At 67.2% G+C, this 20,952-nt stretch carries 21 protein-coding genes and 1 pseudogene; 16 read left to right on the forward strand and 6 right to left on the reverse strand.

The window, feature by feature from the left end; translation table 11 throughout:
- The first annotated feature begins 30 nt into the window (after positions 1–30).
- The 3 genes from WS89_RS01815 (at position 31) to WS89_RS01825 (ending at position 2,274) form a co-directional block, all read left to right on the forward strand.
- Positions 31–276 (forward strand): DUF3717 domain-containing protein, encoded by a 246-nt coding sequence (locus WS89_RS01815; RefSeq protein ID WP_034205373.1) that lies wholly within the window; start codon positions 31–33, stop codon positions 274–276.
- 167 nt (positions 277–443) lie between these two features.
- The gene (locus WS89_RS01820; RefSeq protein WP_059789316.1) at positions 444–1,361 is read left to right on the forward strand and encodes a LysR family transcriptional regulator; all 918 of its coding nucleotides are present in this window, start codon (positions 444–446) and stop codon (positions 1,359–1,361) included.
- 109 nt (positions 1,362–1,470) lie between these two features.
- Positions 1,471–2,274 (forward strand): alpha/beta fold hydrolase, encoded by an 804-nt coding sequence (locus WS89_RS01825; RefSeq protein WP_059789317.1) that lies wholly within the window; start codon positions 1,471–1,473, stop codon positions 2,272–2,274.
- 40 nt (positions 2,275–2,314) lie between these two features.
- Here the strand turns inward: WS89_RS01825 and WS89_RS01830 are convergent, their stop codons facing one another.
- Positions 2,315–2,668 carry a hypothetical protein gene (locus WS89_RS01830; protein WP_059504137.1) on the reverse strand — a complete coding sequence of 118 codons (354 nt, stop codon included), beginning with the start codon at positions 2,666–2,668 and terminating at the stop codon, positions 2,315–2,317.
- A gap of 275 nt (positions 2,669–2,943) precedes the next feature.
- Positions 2,944–3,564 (reverse strand): TetR/AcrR family transcriptional regulator, encoded by a 621-nt coding sequence (locus WS89_RS01835; RefSeq protein WP_059789318.1) that lies wholly within the window; start codon positions 3,562–3,564, stop codon positions 2,944–2,946.
- 95 nt (positions 3,565–3,659) lie between these two features.
- Here WS89_RS01835 and WS89_RS01840 point away from each other — a divergent pair, with 95 nt between their 5' ends.
- The gene (locus tag WS89_RS01840) at positions 3,660–4,901 is read left to right on the forward strand and encodes a glycosyltransferase (protein ID WP_059789319.1); all 1,242 of its coding nucleotides are present in this window, start codon (positions 3,660–3,662) and stop codon (positions 4,899–4,901) included.
- A 15-nt stretch (positions 4,902–4,916) separates the two neighbouring features.
- Here WS89_RS01840 and hutC read toward each other — a convergent pair whose 3' ends face one another.
- Both hutC and WS89_RS34975 read right to left on the reverse strand, forming a co-directional pair.
- Entirely contained in the window at positions 4,917–5,612 is a 696-nt protein-coding gene (gene hutC / locus WS89_RS01845; protein WP_034205366.1) for a histidine utilization repressor, read from the reverse strand.
- A gap of 207 nt (positions 5,613–5,819) precedes the next feature.
- Positions 5,820–5,995, reverse strand: a pseudogene (locus WS89_RS34975) (porin); the annotation flags it as partial.
- A gap of 423 nt (positions 5,996–6,418) precedes the next feature.
- On the opposite strand from WS89_RS34975, the gene WS89_RS01855 reads away from it, so the two are divergent.
- The 4 genes from WS89_RS01855 to WS89_RS01870 all read left to right on the forward strand — a co-directional run bounded on the left by WS89_RS01855 (position 6,419) and on the right by WS89_RS01870 (position 9,566).
- The gene (locus tag WS89_RS01855; protein ID WP_059789321.1) at positions 6,419–7,192 is read left to right on the forward strand and encodes an ABC transporter substrate-binding protein; all 774 of its coding nucleotides are present in this window, start codon (positions 6,419–6,421) and stop codon (positions 7,190–7,192) included.
- 173 nt (positions 7,193–7,365) lie between these two features.
- Positions 7,366–8,055, forward strand: coding sequence for an ABC transporter permease (locus tag WS89_RS01860; protein WP_059504127.1), 690 nt, complete (start codon positions 7,366–7,368; stop codon positions 8,053–8,055).
- Positions 8,052–8,765, forward strand: a complete 714-nt coding sequence (locus WS89_RS01865) for an ABC transporter permease (protein WP_059789322.1) — start codon at positions 8,052–8,054, stop codon at positions 8,763–8,765. The genes WS89_RS01860 and WS89_RS01865 overlap by 4 nt, the downstream gene beginning before the upstream one ends.
- A 33-nt stretch (positions 8,766–8,798) precedes the next feature.
- Positions 8,799–9,566, forward strand: a complete 768-nt coding sequence (locus tag WS89_RS01870) for an ABC transporter ATP-binding protein (RefSeq protein WP_059504123.1) — start codon at positions 8,799–8,801, stop codon at positions 9,564–9,566.
- Positions 9,567–9,637: 71 nt separating this feature from the next.
- Here WS89_RS01870 and WS89_RS01875 read toward each other — a convergent pair whose 3' ends face one another.
- Both WS89_RS01875 and WS89_RS01880 read right to left on the reverse strand, forming a co-directional pair.
- Positions 9,638–11,956: a PA14 domain-containing protein gene (locus tag WS89_RS01875; protein WP_059789323.1), complete on the reverse strand. Its 2,319-nt coding sequence runs from the start codon at positions 11,954–11,956 to the stop codon at positions 9,638–9,640.
- 383 nt (positions 11,957–12,339) lie between these two features.
- A complete protein-coding gene (locus WS89_RS01880) occupies positions 12,340–13,380 on the reverse strand; it encodes a LacI family DNA-binding transcriptional regulator (protein ID WP_059789324.1) in 1,041 nt (346 codons plus the stop codon).
- Between the two features lie 314 nt (positions 13,381–13,694).
- Here WS89_RS01880 and WS89_RS01885 point away from each other — a divergent pair, with 314 nt between their 5' ends.
- The 8 genes from WS89_RS01885 (at position 13,695) to WS89_RS01915 (ending at position 20,865) form a co-directional block, all read left to right on the forward strand.
- Entirely contained in the window at positions 13,695–14,612 is a 918-nt protein-coding gene (locus WS89_RS01885) for an aldose 1-epimerase (protein WP_059789325.1), read from the forward strand.
- Between the two features lie 133 nt (positions 14,613–14,745).
- Entirely contained in the window at positions 14,746–15,774 is a 1,029-nt protein-coding gene (locus WS89_RS01890) for an ABC transporter substrate-binding protein (protein ID WP_080681277.1), read from the forward strand.
- Positions 15,775–15,832: 58 nt separating this feature from the next.
- The gene (locus tag WS89_RS01895) at positions 15,833–17,389 is read left to right on the forward strand and encodes a sugar ABC transporter ATP-binding protein (protein WP_059789326.1); all 1,557 of its coding nucleotides are present in this window, start codon (positions 15,833–15,835) and stop codon (positions 17,387–17,389) included.
- A gap of 33 nt (positions 17,390–17,422) precedes the next feature.
- Complete coding sequence (locus tag WS89_RS01900) at positions 17,423–18,400, forward strand: ABC transporter permease (RefSeq protein WP_082741759.1); 978 nt, start codon at positions 17,423–17,425, stop codon at positions 18,398–18,400.
- Between the two features lies 1 nt (position 18,401).
- A complete protein-coding gene (locus WS89_RS01905; protein WP_034205352.1) occupies positions 18,402–19,397 on the forward strand; it encodes an ABC transporter permease in 996 nt (331 codons plus the stop codon).
- A 79-nt stretch (positions 19,398–19,476) separates the two neighbouring features.
- Complete coding sequence (locus tag WS89_RS01910; protein ID WP_059504112.1) at positions 19,477–19,911, forward strand: cupin domain-containing protein; 435 nt, start codon at positions 19,477–19,479, stop codon at positions 19,909–19,911.
- A gap of 292 nt (positions 19,912–20,203) precedes the next feature.
- Entirely contained in the window at positions 20,204–20,341 is a 138-nt protein-coding gene (locus WS89_RS34125; protein WP_175883728.1) for an HHHH-motif protein, read from the forward strand.
- Positions 20,342–20,403: 62 nt separating this feature from the next.
- Positions 20,404–20,865, forward strand: a complete 462-nt coding sequence (locus WS89_RS01915) for a DUF3761 domain-containing protein (RefSeq protein ID WP_059504110.1) — start codon at positions 20,404–20,406, stop codon at positions 20,863–20,865.
- Positions 20,866–20,952: the final 87 nt, after the last annotated feature.

Raw genomic sequence — 20,952 nt, forward strand, 5'->3', positions numbered from 1 at the left:
GCCCGCGGAGCGCGCAACCCAGAGGAATTCATGAGTGCATCACCCGCCGAGCGGAAGGCCGGACCCGTTTCCATCGTGCGAATCGAAGCCGCGATCAACGCGTGGCGCGAAGTGTACCCGCCGGCGCCGGACGGCGAGGACGGCTACGCGCTCGACGCCGGCAGCAACTGCCTGGCCGAGCTGTACGGCACGATGATCTGCTATCGACTGCCCGACGTGCCGCTCGACTCGCTGAGCCACGAGCAGCGCGACGCGCTGTACGCGACCGAGGTGTGATGCGCGGTCGCGCCGCCGCCGCAAGGCGGCGATGAAACGACGGGAAGCGCGCAGGCTTCCCGTTTTGCTTTGGGCGGCGCACGTGGCGATCGGCCGTGCCTGCGGTATCGTGGCGACATCATCCGGCCGGGGTTGGGCGCCGGATCGCTCGCCGGGAGGCATCGAACATGGAGTTGAGACACCTCCGCTACTTCGTCGCGGTGGCCGAAGAGCGGAATTTCACGCGGGCGGCGGAACGGCTGCATATCGCGCAACCGCCGCTGAGCCGGCAGATCCAGCAGCTCGAGGAAGCGCTCGGCGTATCGCTGTTCGAGCGCAACGCGCGGCCGCTGAAGCTGACCGACGCGGGGCGCTTCTTCTATTCGCACGCGGTGCAACTGCTCGCGCAGACCACCGAACTCGAATCGATGACGAAGCGGGTCGGCAAGATCGAGCGCAGCATGTCGGTCGGCTTCGTCGGCTCGACGCTGTACGGGATGCTGCCGAAGATCATCCGGCGGTTTCGCAGCGAATATCCGGCCGTCGAGCTGAGCCTGCACGAGATGTCGACGATGGACCAGATCAAGGCGCTGAAGGAAGGGCGCATCGACGTCGGGTTCGGGCGCATCCGCCACGAGGATCCGAGCGTGCGGCGCGTCGTGCTGCGCGAGGAACGGATGATCGTCGCGCTGCCGGTCGGCCACGTGCTCGACAGCGCGAAGCCCGTGCTGTCGTTGCACGATCTCGTGAACGACACGCTGATCATCTTTCCGAAGGCGCCGCGCCCGAGCTATGCGGACCAGGTGCTCGCGGCCTTCCACGATCGCGCGCTGCAACCGCGCAGGATTTACGAAACGCGCGAATTGCAGATCGCGCTCGGCCTCGTCGCGATGGGCGAGGGCGTGTCGGTCGTGCCGCATAGCGTGTACGGGCTGAAGCGCGACGACATCAGCTACAAGCCGCTCGACGATCCGAACCTCGTGTCGCCGATCATCATGAGCACGCGCGCGCTCGACGAATCCGAGGACATCCGCGCGATGCAGGCGCTGATCTACCGGTTGTACGACGAAGCGCAGATGGAGTATCTGCCGCCGCAGCCCGAATGAGCGCGTGGGTGGCAGGGGCTTGCTTGACGCGGTGCGCGCCGGCAGGCCACCATGGCCGGATTCGATGCGGCCGCCGGCGGGCGGCCGCTTTCATGCAGACGACCGACACATGACCGATATCGTGACCGAGGAGACAACCGTCGAGACGCCACAAGGGCGGCTCTTTGCGAAACGCTGGCGAGCGGCTCCGGCTCCCGCGCGGCACACGGCTGAGCCGATCGTGCTGCTGCACGATTCGCTCGGCTGCGTCGACTTGTGGCGCGACTTTCCCGCCCAGCTCGCGCGCGTCACGCAGCGCGACGTGATCGCCTACGACCGCCTCGGTTTCGGCCGTTCGGATCGCCATCCGGGCAAGCTCGGCACGGCGTTCGTGCGCGACGAGGCCGACCGTGCATTCGCTGCGGTACTGGAACGGTTCGGCGTCGATGCGTTCGTCGCATTCGGCCACAGCGTCGGCGGCGGGATGGCGGTCGGTTGTGCGGCCGCGTATCCGGCGCGTTGCCGCGCGCTCGTGACGGTCGCTGCGCAGGCATTCGTCGAGGATCGCACGCTGGCCGGCATTCGCGACGCGGGGCGGCAGTTCGACGAGCCGGGGCAGCTCGACCGGCTCGCGCGCTATCACGGCGACAAGGCCGAATGGGTGCTGCACGCGTGGGTCGACACGTGGCTGTCGCCGGCGTTCCGCGACTGGACGCTCGACGACGACTTGCCGCGCGTGCAGTGCGCGACGCTCGCGATTCACGGCGAAGACGACGAATACGGGTCCGACGTGCATCCGAAGCGGATCGCCGCGCGCGTCGCCGGGCCGTCGTCGTTCCTGTTGCTCGCCCGCTGCGGACACATGCCGCACCGCGAGCGAACCGACGACGTGCTGGCCGCCGTCGCGACGTTCCTGCGCGACGCACCCGCCTGAGCGCGCTCGCCATTCCCGGCGGGTGTGCGCCCGCCGGCCGTCAGAACGAAAGCTGGATCGCGAGATCGATCGCCAGCAGCGCGATCGAGCAGCCGATGCCGAGGATCACGTTCGGCAAGCGGTGCTCGAAATCGCGATGATCCTTGCGCATCGCGGCGCCGAGCAGGAAGATCGCCTCGACGACGATCTGCAGCCCGACGAACAGCAGCATCAGCAGATACTCGTAGCCCATCTGCTTGAACGCGACGAATTGCATCCCGTGATCGCGGATCCACTGGCCGACGCGCAGCAGTTCGTAGACGAACAGCAACGCAGGGAACAGGTAACTGACGATGTAGGTCGGCGCGGTGGCGTGCCGTAGTTCGAGGTGGAAGTGCTGATGCGTGGTAGCCATCACAACCCTCCTTGCAACGCATGATTGCGGTCGCGACGGCGGCGCGATCGCATGCATACGTCGGGTTTGCCCGATGCATAGTGCGCAGCCGTACGGCATCAGCATACTGCTGCGCGGGAAATTTCGCATGAGATGCGTGCGAGCGTCGTAAAAATGCCGATGCGGGGGCACACATTCGCACCATACGGCGTGTCGTTCGGCGGTGCGGCATGCGATCCATCTGGCCGCCGCCATGCCCGATACCGTTCCCGAATGCGTGGCGTGAACGCGATGCGTCAGCTTTTCGCTTCCGCGCCTTCGATGAACAGCTTCGCGACCGACTGAAACTCCCGTTTCAGCGACAGCCCCGGCACGGTCAGCCAGCGCAGCATGGCGGCGAGATACAGATGATGGAACCAGGTTGCGAGCTGATCGGCCCGCAGCGTGCGGTTCAGTTCGCCGGCCTGCTGCCCGGCGACGATCAGTTGCTGCCACACCGATGCGATATCGCTGCCGGTCTCTCCCGCACGCTCCGGTTCGGCTGCGCCGATGCTCAGGAAGCGGTGCCGAAGGTATGCGAGCAGGTACGCCGGATGTCCCTCGCACCATTCGGCCGACGCGTCGAGCACGCAGCCGATGCGCGACGCGAAGGTCTTGCGCCGCGCGACGTCGTGCTGCAGATGTGCGAGATCGCGCGCGAGTTCGCCTTCGAGCCAGTGCGCGAGCACGGCTTCCTTCGTCGGAAAGTGGTTGTACAGCGTGCGCTTCGCGACATCGGCCTGCGCGGCGATCTGCTCCATCGTGACGGCGTCGTAGCCGTGCGCATCGAACAGGCGCGCGCCGGTCGCGGCGAGATGCGCGAGCATCTGGATGCGTTTGCGTGCGCGGCGGCCCGGATCGTCGGTCGGAATCGTCATGGCAGGGGATTCACTGAAAGTGTGCGGATTGCATTAGTATACGACGTGCATTTTTTTGAATCCAACCTTTTCCGTCGCGCACGAGGAGCTTCCGCATGAAACTCGTCATCGCCACCTACGGCACCGAAGGCGACACGCGTCCGCTCGCGGCGCTGGGCCGCGCGCTGCTGGATGCCGGTCATGACGTCCGGCTGCTGGCCGATGCGGCGACGCTCGGCTCGGCCGCCGCGCTCGGCGTGCCGTCGGCGCCGCTATCCGGCGATATCCGTCGCGCGATTGCGCCGGACGGCGCGCTGGCCGATGCGGTGCGCGGACGCGGCGGCTTCAACGATACGTCGAAGGCGCTCGCCGCGATCGCGAATGCGAACACGGCCGCGTGGATGCGCGAAGTCGCGGACGCGTCGGCCGGGTGCGACGCGCTCCTCGTGTCGGGGCTCGCGTCGTTCGTCGGGTTGTCGGTCGCCGAGTATCGCCGCATACCGGCGATCGGCGCGGGCATGATCCCGATCACGCCGAGCGCCGAATTCGCGTCGCCGTTCCTGCCGCCGGGGAAGCTGCCGCGCTGGCTGAATCGCGCGAGCCATCGGCTCGTGAATGCGTTGCTGTGGCACGCGTTCAGGAAGTCGACCAATGCCGCGCGCGCCAGCGTATGCGGATTGCCGCCGCGCAAGCACGTGTGGACCGATCATCCGATGCTGTATGGCGTATCGCCGGCGCTGCTGTCCGGCCCGGCGGACTGGCCGGCGAACGTGCATGCATGCGGCCAGTGGCGGATCGATGCGCGTGCGTGGTCGCCGCCGCCGGAACTGTCGGCGTTTCTCGACGCGGGCGAACCGCCTGTGTACGTCGGGTTCGGCAGCATGGCCGGCTTCGATCGTGCGGCGATGGCCGCGGCGCTCACGCAGGCGCTGGCCGGCCGACGCGCGCTGTTCTACCCGGGCTGGAGCGGCATCGATGCAGCGCTGCTGCCGGCGCATGTTCGCGTGATCGGCGACACGCCGCACGACTGGCTGTTCCCGCGCGTCGCGATGGCGATTCATCACGGCGGGTCGGGCACCACGCACTCGGCCGCGCGCGCCGGCATTCCGTCGGTGGTCGTGCCGTTCGCGGGCGATCAGTTTTTCTGGGCGAACCGGCTGCAACGGCTCGGTGTCGCGGCTGCGCCGGTCGCGGGGCGGCGCGTGGACGCCGCCGCGCTGGCGCGCGCGATCGCATTTGCCGAACGGGGCGAGACGAAGACGCGTGCGACGCAACTCGGTGCGCGCCTCGCGCAAGAGGACGGGTTGAAGCGGGCCGTCAGTGCGATCGAACGCTGGGGGCAACCGCGCGCGACGTGAGCGCGCGCACTGGCATCAGAAATGCCCGGTGAACCGGTAGCGGCTGCCCGGATGCCACAGATTCGCGACCGACGCGACCATCCCCTGCGACCACGTGCGCCGATGCAGCAGCAGGCACGGCTCGCGATCGTCCATCGTCAGATGGCGGCGCGTTTCGGCGTCGGGCATCGCGGCCTCGATCCGGTATTCGACACGCTGCAGCGGCGCGACGCGCGTCAGGTACTGGTTCGGCGTCGTGGTCGTGAAGTCCTGCAGCGCGTATTCGGGCGCGCAGGCCGGATTGACCCAACGTTCCTCGAGCTGCACGGGCGTGTCGTTCTCGAAATGCAGCACGCGCGAATGGAAGATCGGGCTGCCGGTGTCGAGCTGCAGCTCGTCGGCGAGTTTCGCATCGGCGACGGCCGCGCCGACCTGCAGCACCTGCGCGCGATAGCCGTGGCCGCGCGCGGCGACTTCGTCGGAGATGCTGCGGATCGCGACGAGCGTCGATTCGTATTTCGGCGACGCGACATAGGTGCCGGAGCCGCGCGTGCGCGTGAGCACCTGTTCGGCCGTCAGCTCGCGCAGCGCGCGGTTGACGGTCATGCGCGCGACGTTGAATTCGCGCGCGAGCTCGTTCTCCGACGGCACCTGGTCGCCTTCGGCCCATTCGCCGGCATGAATGCGCGCGAGGATGAAGTCCTTGATTTCCTGATAGATCGGTGTGGTCATGGGATCGCGATTTCAGAGTCGGCAGCGGGCCGCCGCCGGATGCCGATCCGGCGCGCGCCCGGCGCCGAGTGTACCGGTTTCGCGGACGCGCTGGCCCGGATGCCCCGAATGATCCCCGTTCGGCCGGCGCGCGTCCATGCGGGATTGCACAGGGCGGCCGGCCTGCGGCGGGCCGGTCGCGATCGGAACCGATGCCGGATGCCGATCGCCGGCATGCGCGCGGCGGCCGAACATCGTGTTTCGATAGGACTGCGTTACATTTTTCAGGTTGAAGCCGCTTTCGACGCGAAACTGCGCATGCAGACCGCCACCAAGATCCTCATTGCCGCTGCTCAGCCCGAAGACCGTATTCGACAGAGGCCGCTGCCTTGCTGCCACGCGATCCGTCGCGCGTGTCCGTGCGGCAACGCGTATTCGAATCGACGGAAGCGGGGAGTGCGTGACGCGTGTCACGCGCGGCGGCGGCGGACGCCGGTCAGGGCGGCAACCGGTCGGTGGGGAAATGTCGGTTCGGGTGGTGAAGTCTAGACAACCGACACACACCGTCCGGCCGCCTCCGTACGCCGCGAGAAAGCCGCCTTTCAGCCGGGTGTAATCAATAATTAATTGAAAATTAAGGAAAGTCATGCCGGAGATCCTAATCCGCCGACAATTAGAGATAAACACGGATTGCCGGCCTCATCCGTGAAAAGGCAAAGTTGTATGTACAACTTGGAGAATCGCCGAAACAGGCGATTGCCGGTTGCAAGGGTTCACGGCGGCCAGCCGGCCGGAATCCGCCCCAGTTCGCCTCTGACAGGAACGCCATGAAGAAACTCGCGCTCAGTATTGCCCTCGCCTGCCTCGCGGTCGGTGCCCACGCCAAGGATTGGTCGACGATCCGCTTCGGCGTCGACGCCAGCTATCCGCCGTTCGAATCGAAGGACGCAAGCGGCAAGGTCGTCGGCTTCGACGTCGATCTCGGCAACGAGATCTGCGCCCGGCTGAAGGCGAAATGCGTGTGGATCGAGAACGACTTCGACGGGATGATTCCGGCGCTGAAGGCGAAGAAGTTCGACGGCGTGTTGTCGTCGATGTCGATGACGCCGGCGCGCGCCGAACAGATCGCGTTCTCCGACAAGCTGTTCAACACGCCGACGCGCCTCGTCGCGAAGAAGGGCGCCGGCCTGCAGCCGACGGCCGAATCGCTGAAGGGCAAGTCGGTCGGCGTCGAGCAGGGCACCATCCAGGAAACCTACGCGAAGGCGTACTGGGCGCCGAAGGGCGTGCAGGTCGTGCCTTACCAGAACCAGGACGGCGTGTACCAGGACCTGATGTCGGGCCGCCTCGACGCGGCGCTGCAGGACGCGGTGCAGGCCGACATCGGCTTCCTGAAGACGCCGCGCGGCGCGAACTTCGACTTCGCCGGCAAGGATCTCGACGATCCGAAGACGCTCGGCAACGGCGCGGGCATCGGCCTGCGCAAGGACGACGCCGACCTGAAGGCGAAGATCGATCGCGCGATCGCCGACATCATCAAGGACGGCACGTACAAGAAGCTCGAGAAGAAGTACTTCGCGTTCGACGTCTACGGCGGCTGACCGCCCATGCGGCGCGCGTCGCGTGCGGCGCGCCGCCTGCGTTGCCGGATGCCCCACCCTTCGAGGCAGGCATCCGGCTTGATGAGCAGACCGCATCACGTCGTGCGCAGAACTCGTTTGATGCACGGTTAATGGCTATCGACAATCCAGCCACATCGTTCTGGATCCCTCATATGATCTTCCAAGGATTTGGCCCGCTGCTGTGGGCCGGCACGGTCGAGACCGTGAAGCTCGCGGTGCTGTCGCTCGCCGCGTCGCTGATACTGGGCCTCGCGGGCGCGGCCGCGAAACTGTCGGCCAACCGCGGGCTCAAGGCGGTCGGCACGTTCTATACGACGCTGATCCGCGCGGTGCCCGATCTCGTGCTGATGCTGTTGCTGTTCTACGGGATCCAGATCCTGCTGAACGACGCGACCGACCTGCTCGGCTGGGACCAGATCGACATCGATCCGTTCGTGGCCGGCGTCGTGACGCTCGGCTTCATCTACGGCGCGTACTTCACCGAGACGTTCCGCGGCGCGTTCCTCGCGGTGCCGCGCGGCCAGCTCGAAGCCGGCTTCGCGTACGGGATGAGCGGCTGGCGCGTGTTTTACCGGATCCTGTTCCCGCAGATGATGCGCTTCGCGCTGCCGGGCATCGGCAACAACTGGCAGGTGCTCGTGAAGGCCACCGCACTCGTGTCGATCATCGGCCTCGCCGACGTCGTGAAGGCGTCGCAGGACGCCGGCAAGAGCACGCTCGATTTCTTCTTCTTCACGCTGGCCGCGGGTGCGATCTACCTCGCGATCACGACGGTGTCCAACGTCGTGCTGCATCACCTCGAGAAGCGTTATTCCGTCGGCGTCCGGAGGCTCGCACTGTGATCGAACTCGTTGGTCAGTACTGGCAAAGCTATCTCTATTCCGACGGCTACCGCTTCAGCGGCCTCGCGATCACGCTGTGGCTGCTGGTCGTGTCGATCGCGTTCGGTTTCGCGCTCGCCGTGCCGCTCGCGATCGCGCGGGCGTCGTCGAACCGCTGGATCTCGGGGCCCGTATGGCTCTATACGTACGTGTTCCGCGGCACGCCGCTCTACGTGCAGCTGCTGATGTGCTACACGGGCATCTACAGCCTGCAGGTGGTGCACAACCACGTGCTGCTCGACACGTTCTTCCGCAATGCGATGAACTGCACGCTGCTCGCGTTCGTGCTGAACGAATGCGCATATGCGACGGAGATCTTCGCGGGCGCGATCAAGGCGACGTCGGCCGGCGAGATCGAGGCCGGGATGGCCTACGGGATGTCGCGCTTCAAGCTGTATACGCGGATCATCCTGCCGTCCGCGCTGCGCCGCTCGCTGCCGAGCTACAGCAACGAAGTGATCCTGATGCTGCACGCGACGACGCTCGCGTTCACCGCGACCGTGCCCGACATCCTGAAGGTCACGCGCGACGTCAATTCGGCTACCTACATGTCGTTCCAGGCCTACGGCATCGCGGCCGTGCTGTACGCCGTCGTCGTGTTCGCGCTCATCTGGGCGTTCCGCAAGCTCGAGACGCGCTGGCTCGCGTACCTCGCGCCGCGCAGCCATTGATGCATTCACAAGATCCGCAACGAAGGACCCAGCATGTACAAGCTTACGGTTGACAACCTGCACAAGAAGTTCGGCGACAACGAGGTGTTGAAGGGCGTGTCGATGAAGGCGAAGGCCGGCGACGTGATCAGCATCATCGGCTCGAGCGGCTCCGGCAAGAGCACGTTCCTGCGCTGCATCAACTTCCTCGAGCAGCCGTGCTCGGGGCAGATCACGATCGGCAGCGAGCCGATCCAGACCACGCGCGATCGCAACGGCTCGTTGCGCGTGGCCGACCAGAAGCAACTGCAGCGGATGCGCACGAAGCTCGCGATGGTGTTCCAGCACTTCAACCTGTGGGCGCACATGACGGTGCTCGAGAACGTGATCGAAGCGCCGATGGCCGTGCTCGGCGTCGGCCGTGACGAGGCGATCGCGCGGGCGCGCAAGTATCTGGAGAAGGTCGGCCTCGCGCCGCGCGTCGAAGGCATGTATCCGTCGCACCTGTCGGGCGGCCAGCAGCAGCGTGTCGCGATTGCGCGCGCACTCGCGATGGAGCCGGAAGTGATGCTGTTCGACGAGCCGACGTCGGCCCTCGATCCGGAATTGGTCGGCGAAGTGCTGAAGGTGATGCAGAAGCTCGCCGAGGAAGGCCGCACGATGGTCGTCGTCACGCACGAGATGGGATTCGCGCGCAACGTGTCGAATCATGTGATCTTCCTGCATCAGGGGAAGATCGAGGAAGAGGGCGATCCCCAGCAGATCCTCGTCAATCCGAAGAGCGAGCGGCTCGGGCAGTTTCTGTCGGGGCGGCTGAAGTAAGCCCGTCCGCGGGTTGCAGTGCATCGCCCGTGAAGCCGCGAAGGCTTCACGGGCGATGCGAGTCATGCCTGCTATTGCGCGAGCGCGTCCGTCAACGGCCGCTGCGCGACACGCACGAGATTGTCGCGGCCCGCACTCGGGCTCGACCATTGCAGATGCATGCTGGCCGGCCCGCTCGCATGCACGTACTCGACGCGGATCGGCACGTTCCGCTTTGGCGACAGGTGGATGCGGCCCTTCGCGGTCGCGAGCCCCGGCTGCGCCTTGTCGATCACCTGGCGGCCGTCGATCCACACGCGCGCGACGTTGTCGCTCGTCACGCTGAACGTGTAGTTGTCAGCCTTCGGAATGTCGAGCGCACCGGTCCAGCGGATCGCATAGTTCGTCGCATTCATCCCCTTCGACGCGTCAGGCGAGTCGGTGCCGCGTTCGGTGTTCAGGTCGAAATCGACCAGCGGCGTGATCGACGAGAACACCGGCGTGGTGAAGGTCGTGTCGTTGTAGTACGTCGCGTTCAGCACGCGCAGCCGCGAGCTGAACGCGCTGGCGAGCGCCTGCACCTCGGCCGTGCTCCACGGGTGGCCGTCGGGGTAGAGCGTGCCCTGGAACGGCGTCGCCGGCTCGACGGTGGCGGGCGCGGAGGCAGTCTGCCCCCAGTGGAAACGGGTGTTCGTGCGACCGATCATCAGCTCCCATACCAGGAAGCCCGTCTTGCCGCCGTAGGTGGACGCGATGCCGGCCATCGTCTGGCCCGCCTGGCCGCCCGGCCAGCCGCGCTGCAGCGTTTCCGAGTTCAGGCTGTCGAGCAGGCTCGGCGGCAGCGAGTAGTCGGGCGTCGTCGCATTGATCGCGTACGGGTGGAACGCATGGAAGTCGGAGAAGTAATCGCCTTCCGGCTCCTGCACGTTCGGCGAATTGATCGGCTGCGTCGCGCCCGCGTTCAGGATCGCGATGCGCGCGTCGTTCATCATCCACGCGCGCGTCGGCTGCAGCGCGCCGTTGCCGCTGCAGCCGGGCTCGTTCATCGGTTCCCAGTACAGGATGCGCGGGTCGTTGCGATGCGCGGACACGAAATCGGCGATGTAGTGCTGCAGGTCCTGCTTGTACGTGGTCGACGCGCCCGCCGCGATCGGCTGCAGATACTGCTGCTCGACCGACTGCCCGGGCGACTGCACCCAGCGGCTGTTGTGCACGCCGAAGATCGGCGCGGGCTGCGGGCCGTACGCGGGATCGACGTGCCAGCAATCGTCGTAGAAGATCGGCGCGACCTTCAGCCCGTGGCGCGCGGCGATCTCGAGCAGGCTGTCGAATTTCGCGAGGAACGCGTCGCGATCGTTGACCCAGTTCAGGTAGTGCAGGTACACGGTGATCGTGTTCATCCCGTAGGTCTGCGCATAGTCGAGCTCGCGATCGACGATCGCCGGATCGTAGTTCTGCCAGAAATCGATCGCGTTGACGGCATTCCACGGGTTGTACACGGCGCCCACCACGCGCGAGAAATCGTACGTTTTCGGCGCGACGTCCGGATAGCGGCTCACGGTCACGTTGCTGAACGCGACGCTCGCGCCGAAGCGGCGCAGCCCGAACGCGCCCGCGCGCAGCGCGGTCGTCAGGCCGCTCGTCGCGTCGTTGATGCTGATCACCTGCGTACCGTCGACGAACACGTCGATCGCGTTGTTGCGCGTGACGACCTTCAGGTGGTGCGTGCTGCCCGGCACGACCGCGGGCGCCGGGTAGTCGATGAAATCGGTCCAGTTGTTCTGCTCGCGGCCGACCTGCACCACGTGGCGCACCGCGTCGAGCCCGATGTAGTAGCCCGTCAGTGCATCGGTGCCGACCGACGGGTTCGTCACGTGCACGATGAAGCCCGCATTGGCGGTATTCGCGCCCGGCGCCGGCGCGCCGATCGTCACGTCCGCTTCGTACGACGCGTGGCCGTACGCCGGATGCTGCGCGTTGGTGACGAGCTTCGCGCCGTCCGTGCTCGTGCCGTCGATCCGGATCGTGTTCGTGCCGCCGCTCGTCCAGGCCGGCCCGTACGTATCGAAATCGGCGAGCGTCAGCGTTTGCGTGTCGGTCGCGACGGGCGGCGCCGGCGGCGCATACGGCGGCACGCCGCGCGACGACACGCGCAGCGCGGGCGTGGGCCCCGGCAGGCCGAGCGTGACGAGCTGGTTCGGGAAATGCGACGGGCCGCCGTGCCCCATGTTCATGAAATCGCCGGATGCGGCGGCGTTGGCCGTGGCGGCACTGTCGCTGGCTGCGGCATCGACGGACGCACGCGCGGCGAGCGCCGATGCCGACGGGGCGGACGAATCATCGCCGCCGCACGAGGCGAGCAATACGACGACCGCGAGCGCGGCGGGCTTGAGACGAGACGTGATAGTCATTCTGGACTCCGTATCAATGGGGAGAAGCGGACGACTGGTGACTCGATGCGGATGAAGCGGTGCCCGGACGGCGAGCGTCGCGGCACGGTGTGCGTGTGATGTGCGGACGGCACGGAGCGGGCAGCGCGGCGGGTTCGCGCGCAGTCGCTTCCGGTCACCGTCTCGTCGTGTTGCTGTGTCGTGGCTCGGGGTTCTGCCCGATGCCGGTGCAAGTATAGGAATGCCTGGAAAATATTACTAATAATTTAGTGATGGTGTTTACCCTCGAATGTACGGCAACGAGGGCAAGCAGAAGGGGGGCGACGGCCGCGCGAACACGCGCGGGCGGCGAATGCGCCGCACCGCGTCGTGTGGTGTCCGGAAGGAAGGAGGCTGGGACGCGCTTACGCGCTCGCCGATTGCGCGGCCGTCTCGACGGTCCGCACCGACCCGCGCTCGACCAGCGGCCCGTCGAGCTTGATCGCGCGGCGGCGCACGGGCATCCCGACCGCACGGTTCTGTTCTTCCTGCAGCAGGATCTCGACCGCCCAGCGGCCCAGTTCGTAGTTCGGCAAGACGATCGTCGACAGCGGCGGGTGCGTGTGCCGTGCGATTTCCTGGTCGTCGTAGCCGAGCACCGAAATGTCGTCGGGCACGCGCATCCCGAGATGCTTGACGGCCTCGATCGCGCCGATCGCCATCAGGTCGTTCGCGCAGAAGATCGCGGTGGGCGGGTGCGGCTCGCGCAGCAACGACAGCGTTTGCTCGAAGCCGGTGTCGGAGCCCCAGTCGCCGTCGCGCACGAGTTCCGGCGCGAACGGGATGTCGGCCGTGGCGAGCGCGGTGCGATAGCCTTTCAGGCGATCCTTCGCGGCGTCCTGCCACGGTTCGCCGTTGATGTAGCCGATGCGCCGGTGGCCCGCGCGCAGCAGGTATTCGGTCGCCGCATGGCCGCCCGCGACTTCGGCCGGCACGATCGACGACAGCCCGCTGTCGGTCGTGTAACAGTTGAGCAGCACGGCAGGCACGCGCAGCAGTTCGGCCGGCAGCGCGACCTTGCGCGTGTAGACGGTCGCGTAGACGACGCCGAGCAGGTTCGGCATCGCGAGCACCGACTCGAGCACCTGGCGCTCGATGTCGACGTTGCCGTGGGTCGAGTACACGGCGAGCAGCTTGCCGTTCGCGTAGGCCGCGTCGCGCGCGCCGTCGATGTTGACGACCGGGTGCGGGCTCGTCGAGATTTCGTCGGCGAGATAGACGATCAGGTCGCGCTCGCCGCTGTGCGTCATCGTCACTTCGCGTGGCAGGAAGCGGTAGCCGAGTTCGTGCGCGATCTTCAGCACTTTTTCGCGCGTGGCGTCCGAGAATTTCGTGCCCGCCGCGTTGTTCAGCACGAGGGAGACGGTGGATTGCGACACGCCGGCAAGCTTGGCGATGTCGGTCATCGTGGGGCGACGTTGAGTAGAGCGTTTCACGGTAGGAGCGCGGTCCGGCCTCGGCAGGATGGGCAAATGAAATCGTTGAGGAACAGCGGGTCGGATCAATTCGACACGACGGTAACATCGGCCATTCGGGCCGGCAATCAAGCTTTACGCGGGCTGCGCCGGATGCGTGGATATCCGGATAATAATATCAACAAATATTATTGACCACGCGGGCGGCGCCGTGCCATCCTTGGCCGCACATGCCCGCGGCCGAATGCTGCACGCCGGCCGGCGGGGTCGTCAGCTTCATCCCGGGATGATCGATGCCGATGGGAATGCCCCGCCACACCGACCTGATCGAACTCGCCAGCGGGTCGACCCGCGTACGCGTCGCGCCGCAGGCCGGCGGATCGATCGCCGCGTACTACGACGAAGCGCCGGACGGCCCGCAGCACTGGTTCCGCCCGACCACCGGCGCGGCGCTCGCGAGCGGCGATCCGCTGCGCTTCGCGAGCTTTCCGCTGTTTCCTTACTGCAACCGCATCCGCGACGCGAAGTTCGAATTCGGCGGCCGCACGATCGACCTGTCCGGCCCGGACGACGCGTATCGCCATGCGCTGCACGGGCACGGCTGGCTGCGTCCGTGGCAGGTCGAGCGGCGTGACGACACGCAGGTCGACCTGCGCTTCGAACACCGCCCCGACGCGGGCCGCGCAGGCGACTGGCCGTTCCATTACGAGGCGCGCCAGTCGATCCGGCTGGACGGCCCCGTGCTGTCGATCACACTGTCCGCGCGCAACCTCGGCGCGCAGCCGATGCCGTTCGGCATGGGCCATCACCCGTATTACCTGCGCACGCCGCACACCGTCGTGAAGGCACACGTCGACGCGATGTGGCACGCCGACGCCGACGTGCTGCCCACCCACGTCGGCGATCATCCGGCCGTCGCCGCGCTGTGCAACGGGATGCCGGTCGATGCATTCGAGCTCGACAACAATTTCGTCGGCTGGCGCCGCGAGGCCGCGGTGATCTGGCCGGAGCGCGGCCGGCAGATCGTGCTGCAGGCCGAGCGGCCGTTCGATCAGCTCGTCGTGTACGCCCCGTCGGGCGCCGACGCGCTGTGCGTCGAGCCCGTCACGAACACGACGGACAGCTTCAATGCGGCGGAATCCGCGTCGCTCGTCGGCGGCTGCGTGCTGGCGCCGGGCGAGTCGCTGCAGGCGACGTTGCGGTGGACCCCGGGCCCCGCCTGACGGGTTCGGCGGTACGGGATTATCCCGACTCGGGCAGGCGATAATATCGAGTAATAATATTAATTCGTGATGCCGCTGCCGCAGGTGTGCCACGGGGCGCGGGCCGATCACGACATCACAACACTTGGAGACGATGATGCCGAGCCGTGCAAAGCTGCAACGTATCGTGGTGACGATGGGGGTGACGCTCGGATGCGTCGCGATCGCGCATGCGCAGGACAATGCGCAGAAGGTCGGCGCCAGCTCCGCGCAGACCTGCACGAATCCGAAGCCGGGCAGCGTGAAGCTGACCGATCTCGTGGTCGGCTTCTCGCAATCGGAGAACGAACAGAATCCGTTCCGCGCGACCGAAACCGCGTCGGTGCGCGCCGCTGCGAAGGCGGCGGGCGTCAAGCGGCTGCTGTATACGAATGCGAACGCGAACCAGGCGAAGCAGGTCGCCGATATCGAAAGCATGATCAACCAGGGCGCGCAGGCGCTGATCGTCGCGCCGAACGATTCGACCGGCCTGCAGCCCGCGCTCGCGCAGGCGCGCGCGAAGGGCATCCCGGTCGTGACGATCGACCGCCAGACGGCCGGCACGCCGTGCCAGGATTTCATCACGTTCCTCGGTTCCGACTTCTTCCGGCAAGGGCAGCGCGCCGCGCAGGCGCTCGCCGATGCGACGGGCGGCAAGGCCACGATCGCCGAGATCCAGGGCGGCTACGGCAATACCGTCGAGAGCCAGCGCACCGACGGCTTCGCCGACGGCCTGAAGAAATTCCCGAACATGAAGATCGTCGCGTCGCAGACCGCGAACTGGTCGGCCACCGAAGCGCAGAAGGTGATGGAGCAGGTGCTCCTCGCGCATCCGGACGTGAACGCCGTCTACGCGCAGGCCGACACGATGGCGCTCGGCGCGATGACCGCGTTGCGGCAGGCCGGCAAGCAGCGCGGCGTGACGGTCGTGTCGATCGACGGCACCAAGGATTTCGTCACCGCGATCGCGAACGGCTCGGCCGCCGCGAGCGTCGAGACGAATCCGCGCTTCGGGCCGCTCGCATTCAAGTCGCTCGAAGCATGGTTCGCCGGCAAGCCGGTCGCGCAGAAGCAGATCATGGAGGACGCGCTGTACGACAAGGCGAACGCGAAGCATTCGCTCGAAGCGAACCTCGTCTACTGATCGGCCGGCAAACGATCGGCAACGGCTCAACCGCTCAACCGCGAATGCGAGGCGCGCGATGGACGCAACGCTTCCCGCCGGACCCGACGCCGGCACCGGCGCCGACGGCAAACCCGTCGTGCTCGAGACGCGCGGCGTCGGCAAGACGTTCGGCGTCGTGCGCGCGCTGACCGGCGTGTCGCTGTCGCTGCGCGCGGGCGAGGTGCACGGGCTGATGGGCGAGAACGGCGCCGGCAAGTCGACGCTGATCAAGATCCTCACCGGCTTTCACCAGCCCGATGCGGGCGAGATCCGTGTCGATGGCGTGCCCGTGTCGTTCGACAGCCCGCGTGCCGCGCAGCGCGCGGGCATCTGCGCGGTCTATCAGGAAATCAACCTGATTCCCGAGCGCAGCGTGGCCGAGAACATCTTCCTCGGCCACGAGCCGCGCCGCTTCGGCCCGTGGATCGACCGCCGCGAGATGCGCGTGCGCACCCGCGAGATCGTCGAGCGTTACGGGCTCGACGTCGACCCGGCCGACAAGGTCGGCTCGCTCGGGCTCGGCCAGCAGCAGATGGTGTCGATCGCGCGCGGCGTGTCGCTCGGCGCGCGCGTGCTGATTCTCGACGAGCCGACCTCCGCGTTGAGCGGCGCGGAAGTCGAGGTGCTGTTCGGCGTCGTCGAGCAGTTGCGTGCAACCGGCATCGCGATCGTGCTGGTCAGCCATCGTCTGTCCGAGTGCTACCGGATGTGCGACCGGCTCACCGTGCTGCGCGACGGCGCGGTGGTGCGCAGCGATACGCCCGACCGGCTGCCGCGCATGGCGCTGATTTCGGCGATGCTCGGCCGCGAAGTCGGCGCGCACGGCCCGCGCGAACAGGCGGAGGCGGCTGCCGCCGATACGACGCGCGAGCCGGCGCTCGCCGTCGACGGGCTGCGCTGGGGCACGCGCCTGCGCGATGTGTCGTTCCGCGTCGCGCCGAAGGAGATCGTCGGGCTCGCGGGTTTGCTCGGCGCGGGCCGCACCGAGACGTTCAAGGCCGTGTTCGGCGCGCAGCAGCCGGACGGCGGCGCGGTGCGCGTCGGCGGCCGTGCGCTCGACGGTGCCGACCCGGCGCGGGCGATTCGCGCGGGGCTCGCGTTCCTGTCCGAGGATCGCCGCTCGGAAGGGATTTTCTCGAAGCTGTCGGTGCGCGAGAACATCGTCGTGTGCGTGCTGCCGCGCATCGCCCGCTTCGGCTTCATTTCCGTGCGCAAGCAGGAGGCGCTCGTCGAGCGCTACATCCGCGAGCTGGGCATCAAGACGTCGCATGCGGGCGCGCCGATCTCGACGCTGTCCGGCGGCAACCAGCAGAAGGCGCTGATCGCGCGCTGCCTGTCGACCGAGCCGTCGGTGCTGCTGCTCGACGATCCGACGCGCGGCATCGACGTCGGCGCGAAGGCGGAAGTGCACGATCTCGTCAAACGGCTCGCCGACGACGGGCTCGCGGTCGTCGCGACATCGTCGGAGATGGAAGAGCTGCTCGAGCTGGCCGACCGGCTCGTGATCCTGCACGAAGGGGCGACGAGCGGCGAACTGCCGACGCGCGGCGCGCGCCCCGACGACGTGACCGCGTTGCTCGCGAACCAGACGTAACGCACCGCACATCGACCCGAGGATGAGGAAAGCGTGAATCTTGCCAACCTGATGAGCGAACCGGACCAGGCCCGCCGCACGTCGCGCCGCTCGCTGTTCGCGCAGGCACGCGAGCACAGCGTGTATCTCGCGTTCGTCGCGCTCGCCGCCTTCAACCTGATCGTCACGCCCGGGTTCTCGAATCCGCTCGCCGCGCGCAGTCTGCTGTTCCAGGCCGCGCCGATCGTGCTGATCGCACTCGGGCAGAACCTCGCGATCGCCACGCGCGGGATCGACCTGTCGGTCGGCTCGGTGATGGCGCTCTCCAGCGCGATCATCGCCCTATGTTTGCCGTACGGCACCGGCGCGGCGTTCGCGGCGGCGATTGCGATCGGCCTCGCGGCCGGCCTGTTCAACGGCGGGCTCGTCGCGCGGCTCGGCATCGATCCGCTGATTTCCGGGCTGGCATTGCTGGTCGCCGCGCGCGGGCTGGCGCAGGCGTTGCTCGGCGGCTCGCGCGTGAGCCTGCCGCCGTCCGATGCGTTCGATTTCGTCGGCATCGGTACGTTGTTCGGGCTGCCGGTCGTGATGCTGATCGCGCTCGCGTGCGCGGCGATCGTGTTCTTCGTCGTGCGCAACACGACCTTCGGGCGCTACACGATACTCGTCGGCGCGAGCCGCGATGCCGCGCATCTCGCCGGCGTGCCCGTGCGGCGCACGCTGCTGGCCGTCTATGCGGCAAGCGGTGCATTGGCCGGGCTGGCCGGCCTCTTTGCCACCGCGCGGCTCGGCGCGGGCGATCCGAACTATGTCGGCGTGAACTTCGAACTCGATGCGATCGCCGCATCGGTGATCGGCGGCACGCCGCTGTCCGGCGGGCGCGTGTCGATCGTCGGCACCGTGTTCGGCGTGCTGCTGCTGCAACTGCTCGATGCCAGCTTCATCATGAACAACATCAGCTACACGTATGCGCAGATTCTGAAGGCCGCGTTCATCCTCGGCGCGTTGTACCTGCAACGCTCGGGAGCCTGACATGTCGACCGCGCCGATCTCCCCGTCCACCGCGCACGATGCCGGCCGTGCGCGCCGCGCGCAGTTCGTCCGGCTCGTGCAGGCGCGCGGCGCGATCGCGATCCTCGTGCTCGTGTGCCTGATCGCCGGCCGCGTGTTTCCGCACTTCCTGAGCGCGCCGAACCTGCTCGACATCGTCGCGGCCGCCGCGTTCGTCGCGCTGATCACGATCGGGCAGAGCTTCGTGATCATCCTCGGCGGGTTCGACCTGTCGGTCGGCTCGCTCGTCGGGCTCGGCACCGTGATCGCCGCGTATGCGGCGCCGTATGGCTGGGGCGCCGCGCTGGCCGCACCCGTTGGCGTCGGCCTGATCGTCGGGCTCGTGAACGGCTGGCTGATCGCACGCGCGCGGATGGCGCCGTTCATCGTCACGCTCGCCGCGCTGCTCGGGTTGAAAGGGCTGTCGCTCGTGCTCGCGAGCCAGGACATGCTGATCGCGAACCCCGGCTTCTTCGCGACGATCGCGAACGGCTCGCTGTTCGGCATCGGCAATCTCGTGTGGATCGTGCTCGTCGCGTATCTCGTCGCCGCGTTCGTGCTGAATCACACGCGCTACGGCGCGGGCGTGTTCGCGATCGGCGGCAACGAGGAGGCGGCGCGCATGCTCGGCGTGAACGTCGAAGGGCTCAAGGTCGTCACGTACGGGTTGAGCGGCGCGCTGGCGGGGCTGGCCGGTGCGCTGCTCGCGTCGCGGCTCGATTCGGGGTTGCCGGGCGCCGGCAACAGCTACGAGCTGCAATCGATCGCGGCCGCGGTGATCGGCGGCGTGCTGCTGACGGGTGGCGTCGGCACGCTGTTCGGTCCGCTCGCGGGCGTGCTGCTGCTCGGCGTGATCGAGAACGTGATCAACCAGGTCGGCACGTTGAGCCCGTACTATCAGAACCTCGCGAGCGGTGCGTTCCTGCTGCTCGCGGTGATCGCGCAGACGCTGCTGACCGGCAAGCGGCGCAAGCGGTGACGCGCCCGGTTTCGTGCCGCCGCAAACTGGAACGCTAAATGCTTGTCTCGCGTCATCCTTTCGATGAAGGAGCACCGCGATGAGCACGCCGACCACCACCGCTTTTTCCCACGTGAAGCCGCAGGACACCGCCTATCGAGGCGAGGGCTTGCGCGACTTCTTCCTGTACCGCGATCTCGGCATCGCCGCCGCGACGAACGGCAAGGTCGTCGCGCAACTCGTCAGGGCCAATCATGCACCGACGGCGGGCACCGGATGGCACCGTCACGAGGCCGAATTCCATATCGTGATCATGCTGAAGGGCTGGGCGCGCTTCATGTACGGCGAACAGGAAACGCTGGTGGCGGCCGGCGACTGCGTGCACCAGGCGCCGGGGATCGTCCACTACCTGTTCGATTACTCGCCGGACATGGAGTACCTGGAGATCGTCGGGCCTGCCGACTTCAAATCGATCGACGTCGACGGCCCGTGCGCGGTGCCGGAGCCGACGCCGTGGGGCGAGGTCGGTGCGTAGCTTTCCGGTTGGGTGTGCGTTTTCGACGGACCGCCTGCATTCAGGCGGTTTTTACTGTCCCGCTGACCTTCGGAAACTGCTTTCCGCTTCGACACATTCCTTCGAATTCCAAACGATCGAGAAGCTGAAGAACCAGAAAGAAAAGAAAGACGTTCGTCAGCTTCGAGCGTCGACAGGCGATGCGATGTCAAAGATCGTCAATTGCACGCAGGTGCGGTGCACGGCGTGTCGACGCCCGGCGTTAAGGAGGTACGGCCGGACTACCGGCTGACCTATCCGGGAGAGTGTCACCATGAACCGCATCGCGAAGATCCTGACCGCCACCGCACTGGCTTGCGCCGTGCTCGCGCCGGCCCTGGCCGAAGCGCATTCGCATCGCGTGTGCCATTTCGATCATCACCACCATCGCGTGTGCCGCTGGGTGCGGTAACCGTCGCTGTTCCCGGGAATGCCCCGGACGCTTTCGTCATTCAGGCAAATCAGGAGAGGACCATGAAAAAAACGATGTTGATCGCCGCGCTGGTCGCCGGCATGGGTGTGTCGATCGGTGCGTTCGCGCAGGTTCCGGCCAGCGCGCCGGCCGGTACGACCGGTCTGTGCAAGGACGGCTCGTTCTACTCGGGCGCATCGAAGAAGGGCGCATGCGCGGGTCACAAGGGCGTGAAGGCGTGGTACGGCGCATCGGCCGCTGCCGCGGCGAGCGCACCGGCCGCGGCGCCGGCAACGGCGGCTTCCGCTGCGCCGGCATCGGGCGCAGCACCGGCGAAGAGCGCGGCCACGACGGCTGCGGCGCCGGGCGGCGGCGCCGGCAAGGTGTGGGTGAACGACAGCACGAAGGTCTATCACTGCTCGACCGACAAGTACTACGGCAAGACGAAGCACGGCAGCTACATGTCGGAAGCCGACGCGAAGGCGAAGGGCTACCACGCGTCGCACGGCAAGGCTTGCTCGTAACGAGCGAGCCCGGCGCGCGAACGGTTTCGCTCGTGCGCCGTCCGAATGCTGCAGCAAACATCGCCCCGCCGCTCCGGCGGGGCGATT

Source organism: Burkholderia sp. MSMB1072 (genome assembly GCF_001524725.1).
Classification (GTDB): Bacteria; Pseudomonadota; Gammaproteobacteria; order Burkholderiales; family Burkholderiaceae; genus Burkholderia.

Excerpts from the sequence above, each read along its gene's own strand:
- WS89_RS01815 (WP_034205373.1), top strand. The coding sequence starts at position 31 with ATGAGTGCATCACCCGCCGAGCGGAAGGCCGGACCCGTTTCCATCGTG.
- WS89_RS01880 (WP_059789324.1), bottom strand. The coding sequence starts at position 13,380 with ATGACCGACATCGCCAAGCTTGCCGGCGTGTCGCAATCCACCGTCTCC.
- WS89_RS01885 (WP_059789325.1), top strand. The coding sequence starts at position 13,695 with ATGCCCCGCCACACCGACCTGATCGAACTCGCCAGCGGGTCGACCCGC.
- WS89_RS01890 (WP_080681277.1), top strand. The coding sequence starts at position 14,746 with ATGATGCCGAGCCGTGCAAAGCTGCAACGTATCGTGGTGACGATGGGG.
- WS89_RS01830 (WP_059504137.1), bottom strand. The coding sequence starts at position 2,668 with ATGGCTACCACGCATCAGCACTTCCACCTCGAACTACGGCACGCCACC.
- WS89_RS01825 (WP_059789317.1), top strand. The coding sequence starts at position 1,471 with ATGACCGATATCGTGACCGAGGAGACAACCGTCGAGACGCCACAAGGG.
- WS89_RS01905 (WP_034205352.1), top strand. The coding sequence starts at position 18,402 with ATGTCGACCGCGCCGATCTCCCCGTCCACCGCGCACGATGCCGGCCGT.
- WS89_RS01895 (WP_059789326.1), top strand. The coding sequence starts at position 15,833 with ATGGACGCAACGCTTCCCGCCGGACCCGACGCCGGCACCGGCGCCGAC.
- WS89_RS01835 (WP_059789318.1), bottom strand. The coding sequence starts at position 3,564 with ATGACGATTCCGACCGACGATCCGGGCCGCCGCGCACGCAAACGCATC.
- WS89_RS01870 (WP_059504123.1), top strand. The coding sequence starts at position 8,799 with ATGTACAAGCTTACGGTTGACAACCTGCACAAGAAGTTCGGCGACAAC.
- WS89_RS01875 (WP_059789323.1), bottom strand. The coding sequence starts at position 11,956 with ATGACTATCACGTCTCGTCTCAAGCCCGCCGCGCTCGCGGTCGTCGTA.
- WS89_RS01910 (WP_059504112.1), top strand. The coding sequence starts at position 19,477 with ATGAGCACGCCGACCACCACCGCTTTTTCCCACGTGAAGCCGCAGGAC.
- WS89_RS01915 (WP_059504110.1), top strand. The coding sequence starts at position 20,404 with ATGAAAAAAACGATGTTGATCGCCGCGCTGGTCGCCGGCATGGGTGTG.
- WS89_RS34125 (WP_175883728.1), top strand. The coding sequence starts at position 20,204 with ATGAACCGCATCGCGAAGATCCTGACCGCCACCGCACTGGCTTGCGCC.
- WS89_RS01855 (WP_059789321.1), top strand. The coding sequence starts at position 6,419 with ATGAAGAAACTCGCGCTCAGTATTGCCCTCGCCTGCCTCGCGGTCGGT.
- WS89_RS01820 (WP_059789316.1), top strand. The coding sequence starts at position 444 with ATGGAGTTGAGACACCTCCGCTACTTCGTCGCGGTGGCCGAAGAGCGG.
- WS89_RS01860 (WP_059504127.1), top strand. The coding sequence starts at position 7,366 with ATGATCTTCCAAGGATTTGGCCCGCTGCTGTGGGCCGGCACGGTCGAG.
- hutC (WP_034205366.1), bottom strand. The coding sequence starts at position 5,612 with ATGACCACACCGATCTATCAGGAAATCAAGGACTTCATCCTCGCGCGC.
- WS89_RS01840 (WP_059789319.1), top strand. The coding sequence starts at position 3,660 with ATGAAACTCGTCATCGCCACCTACGGCACCGAAGGCGACACGCGTCCG.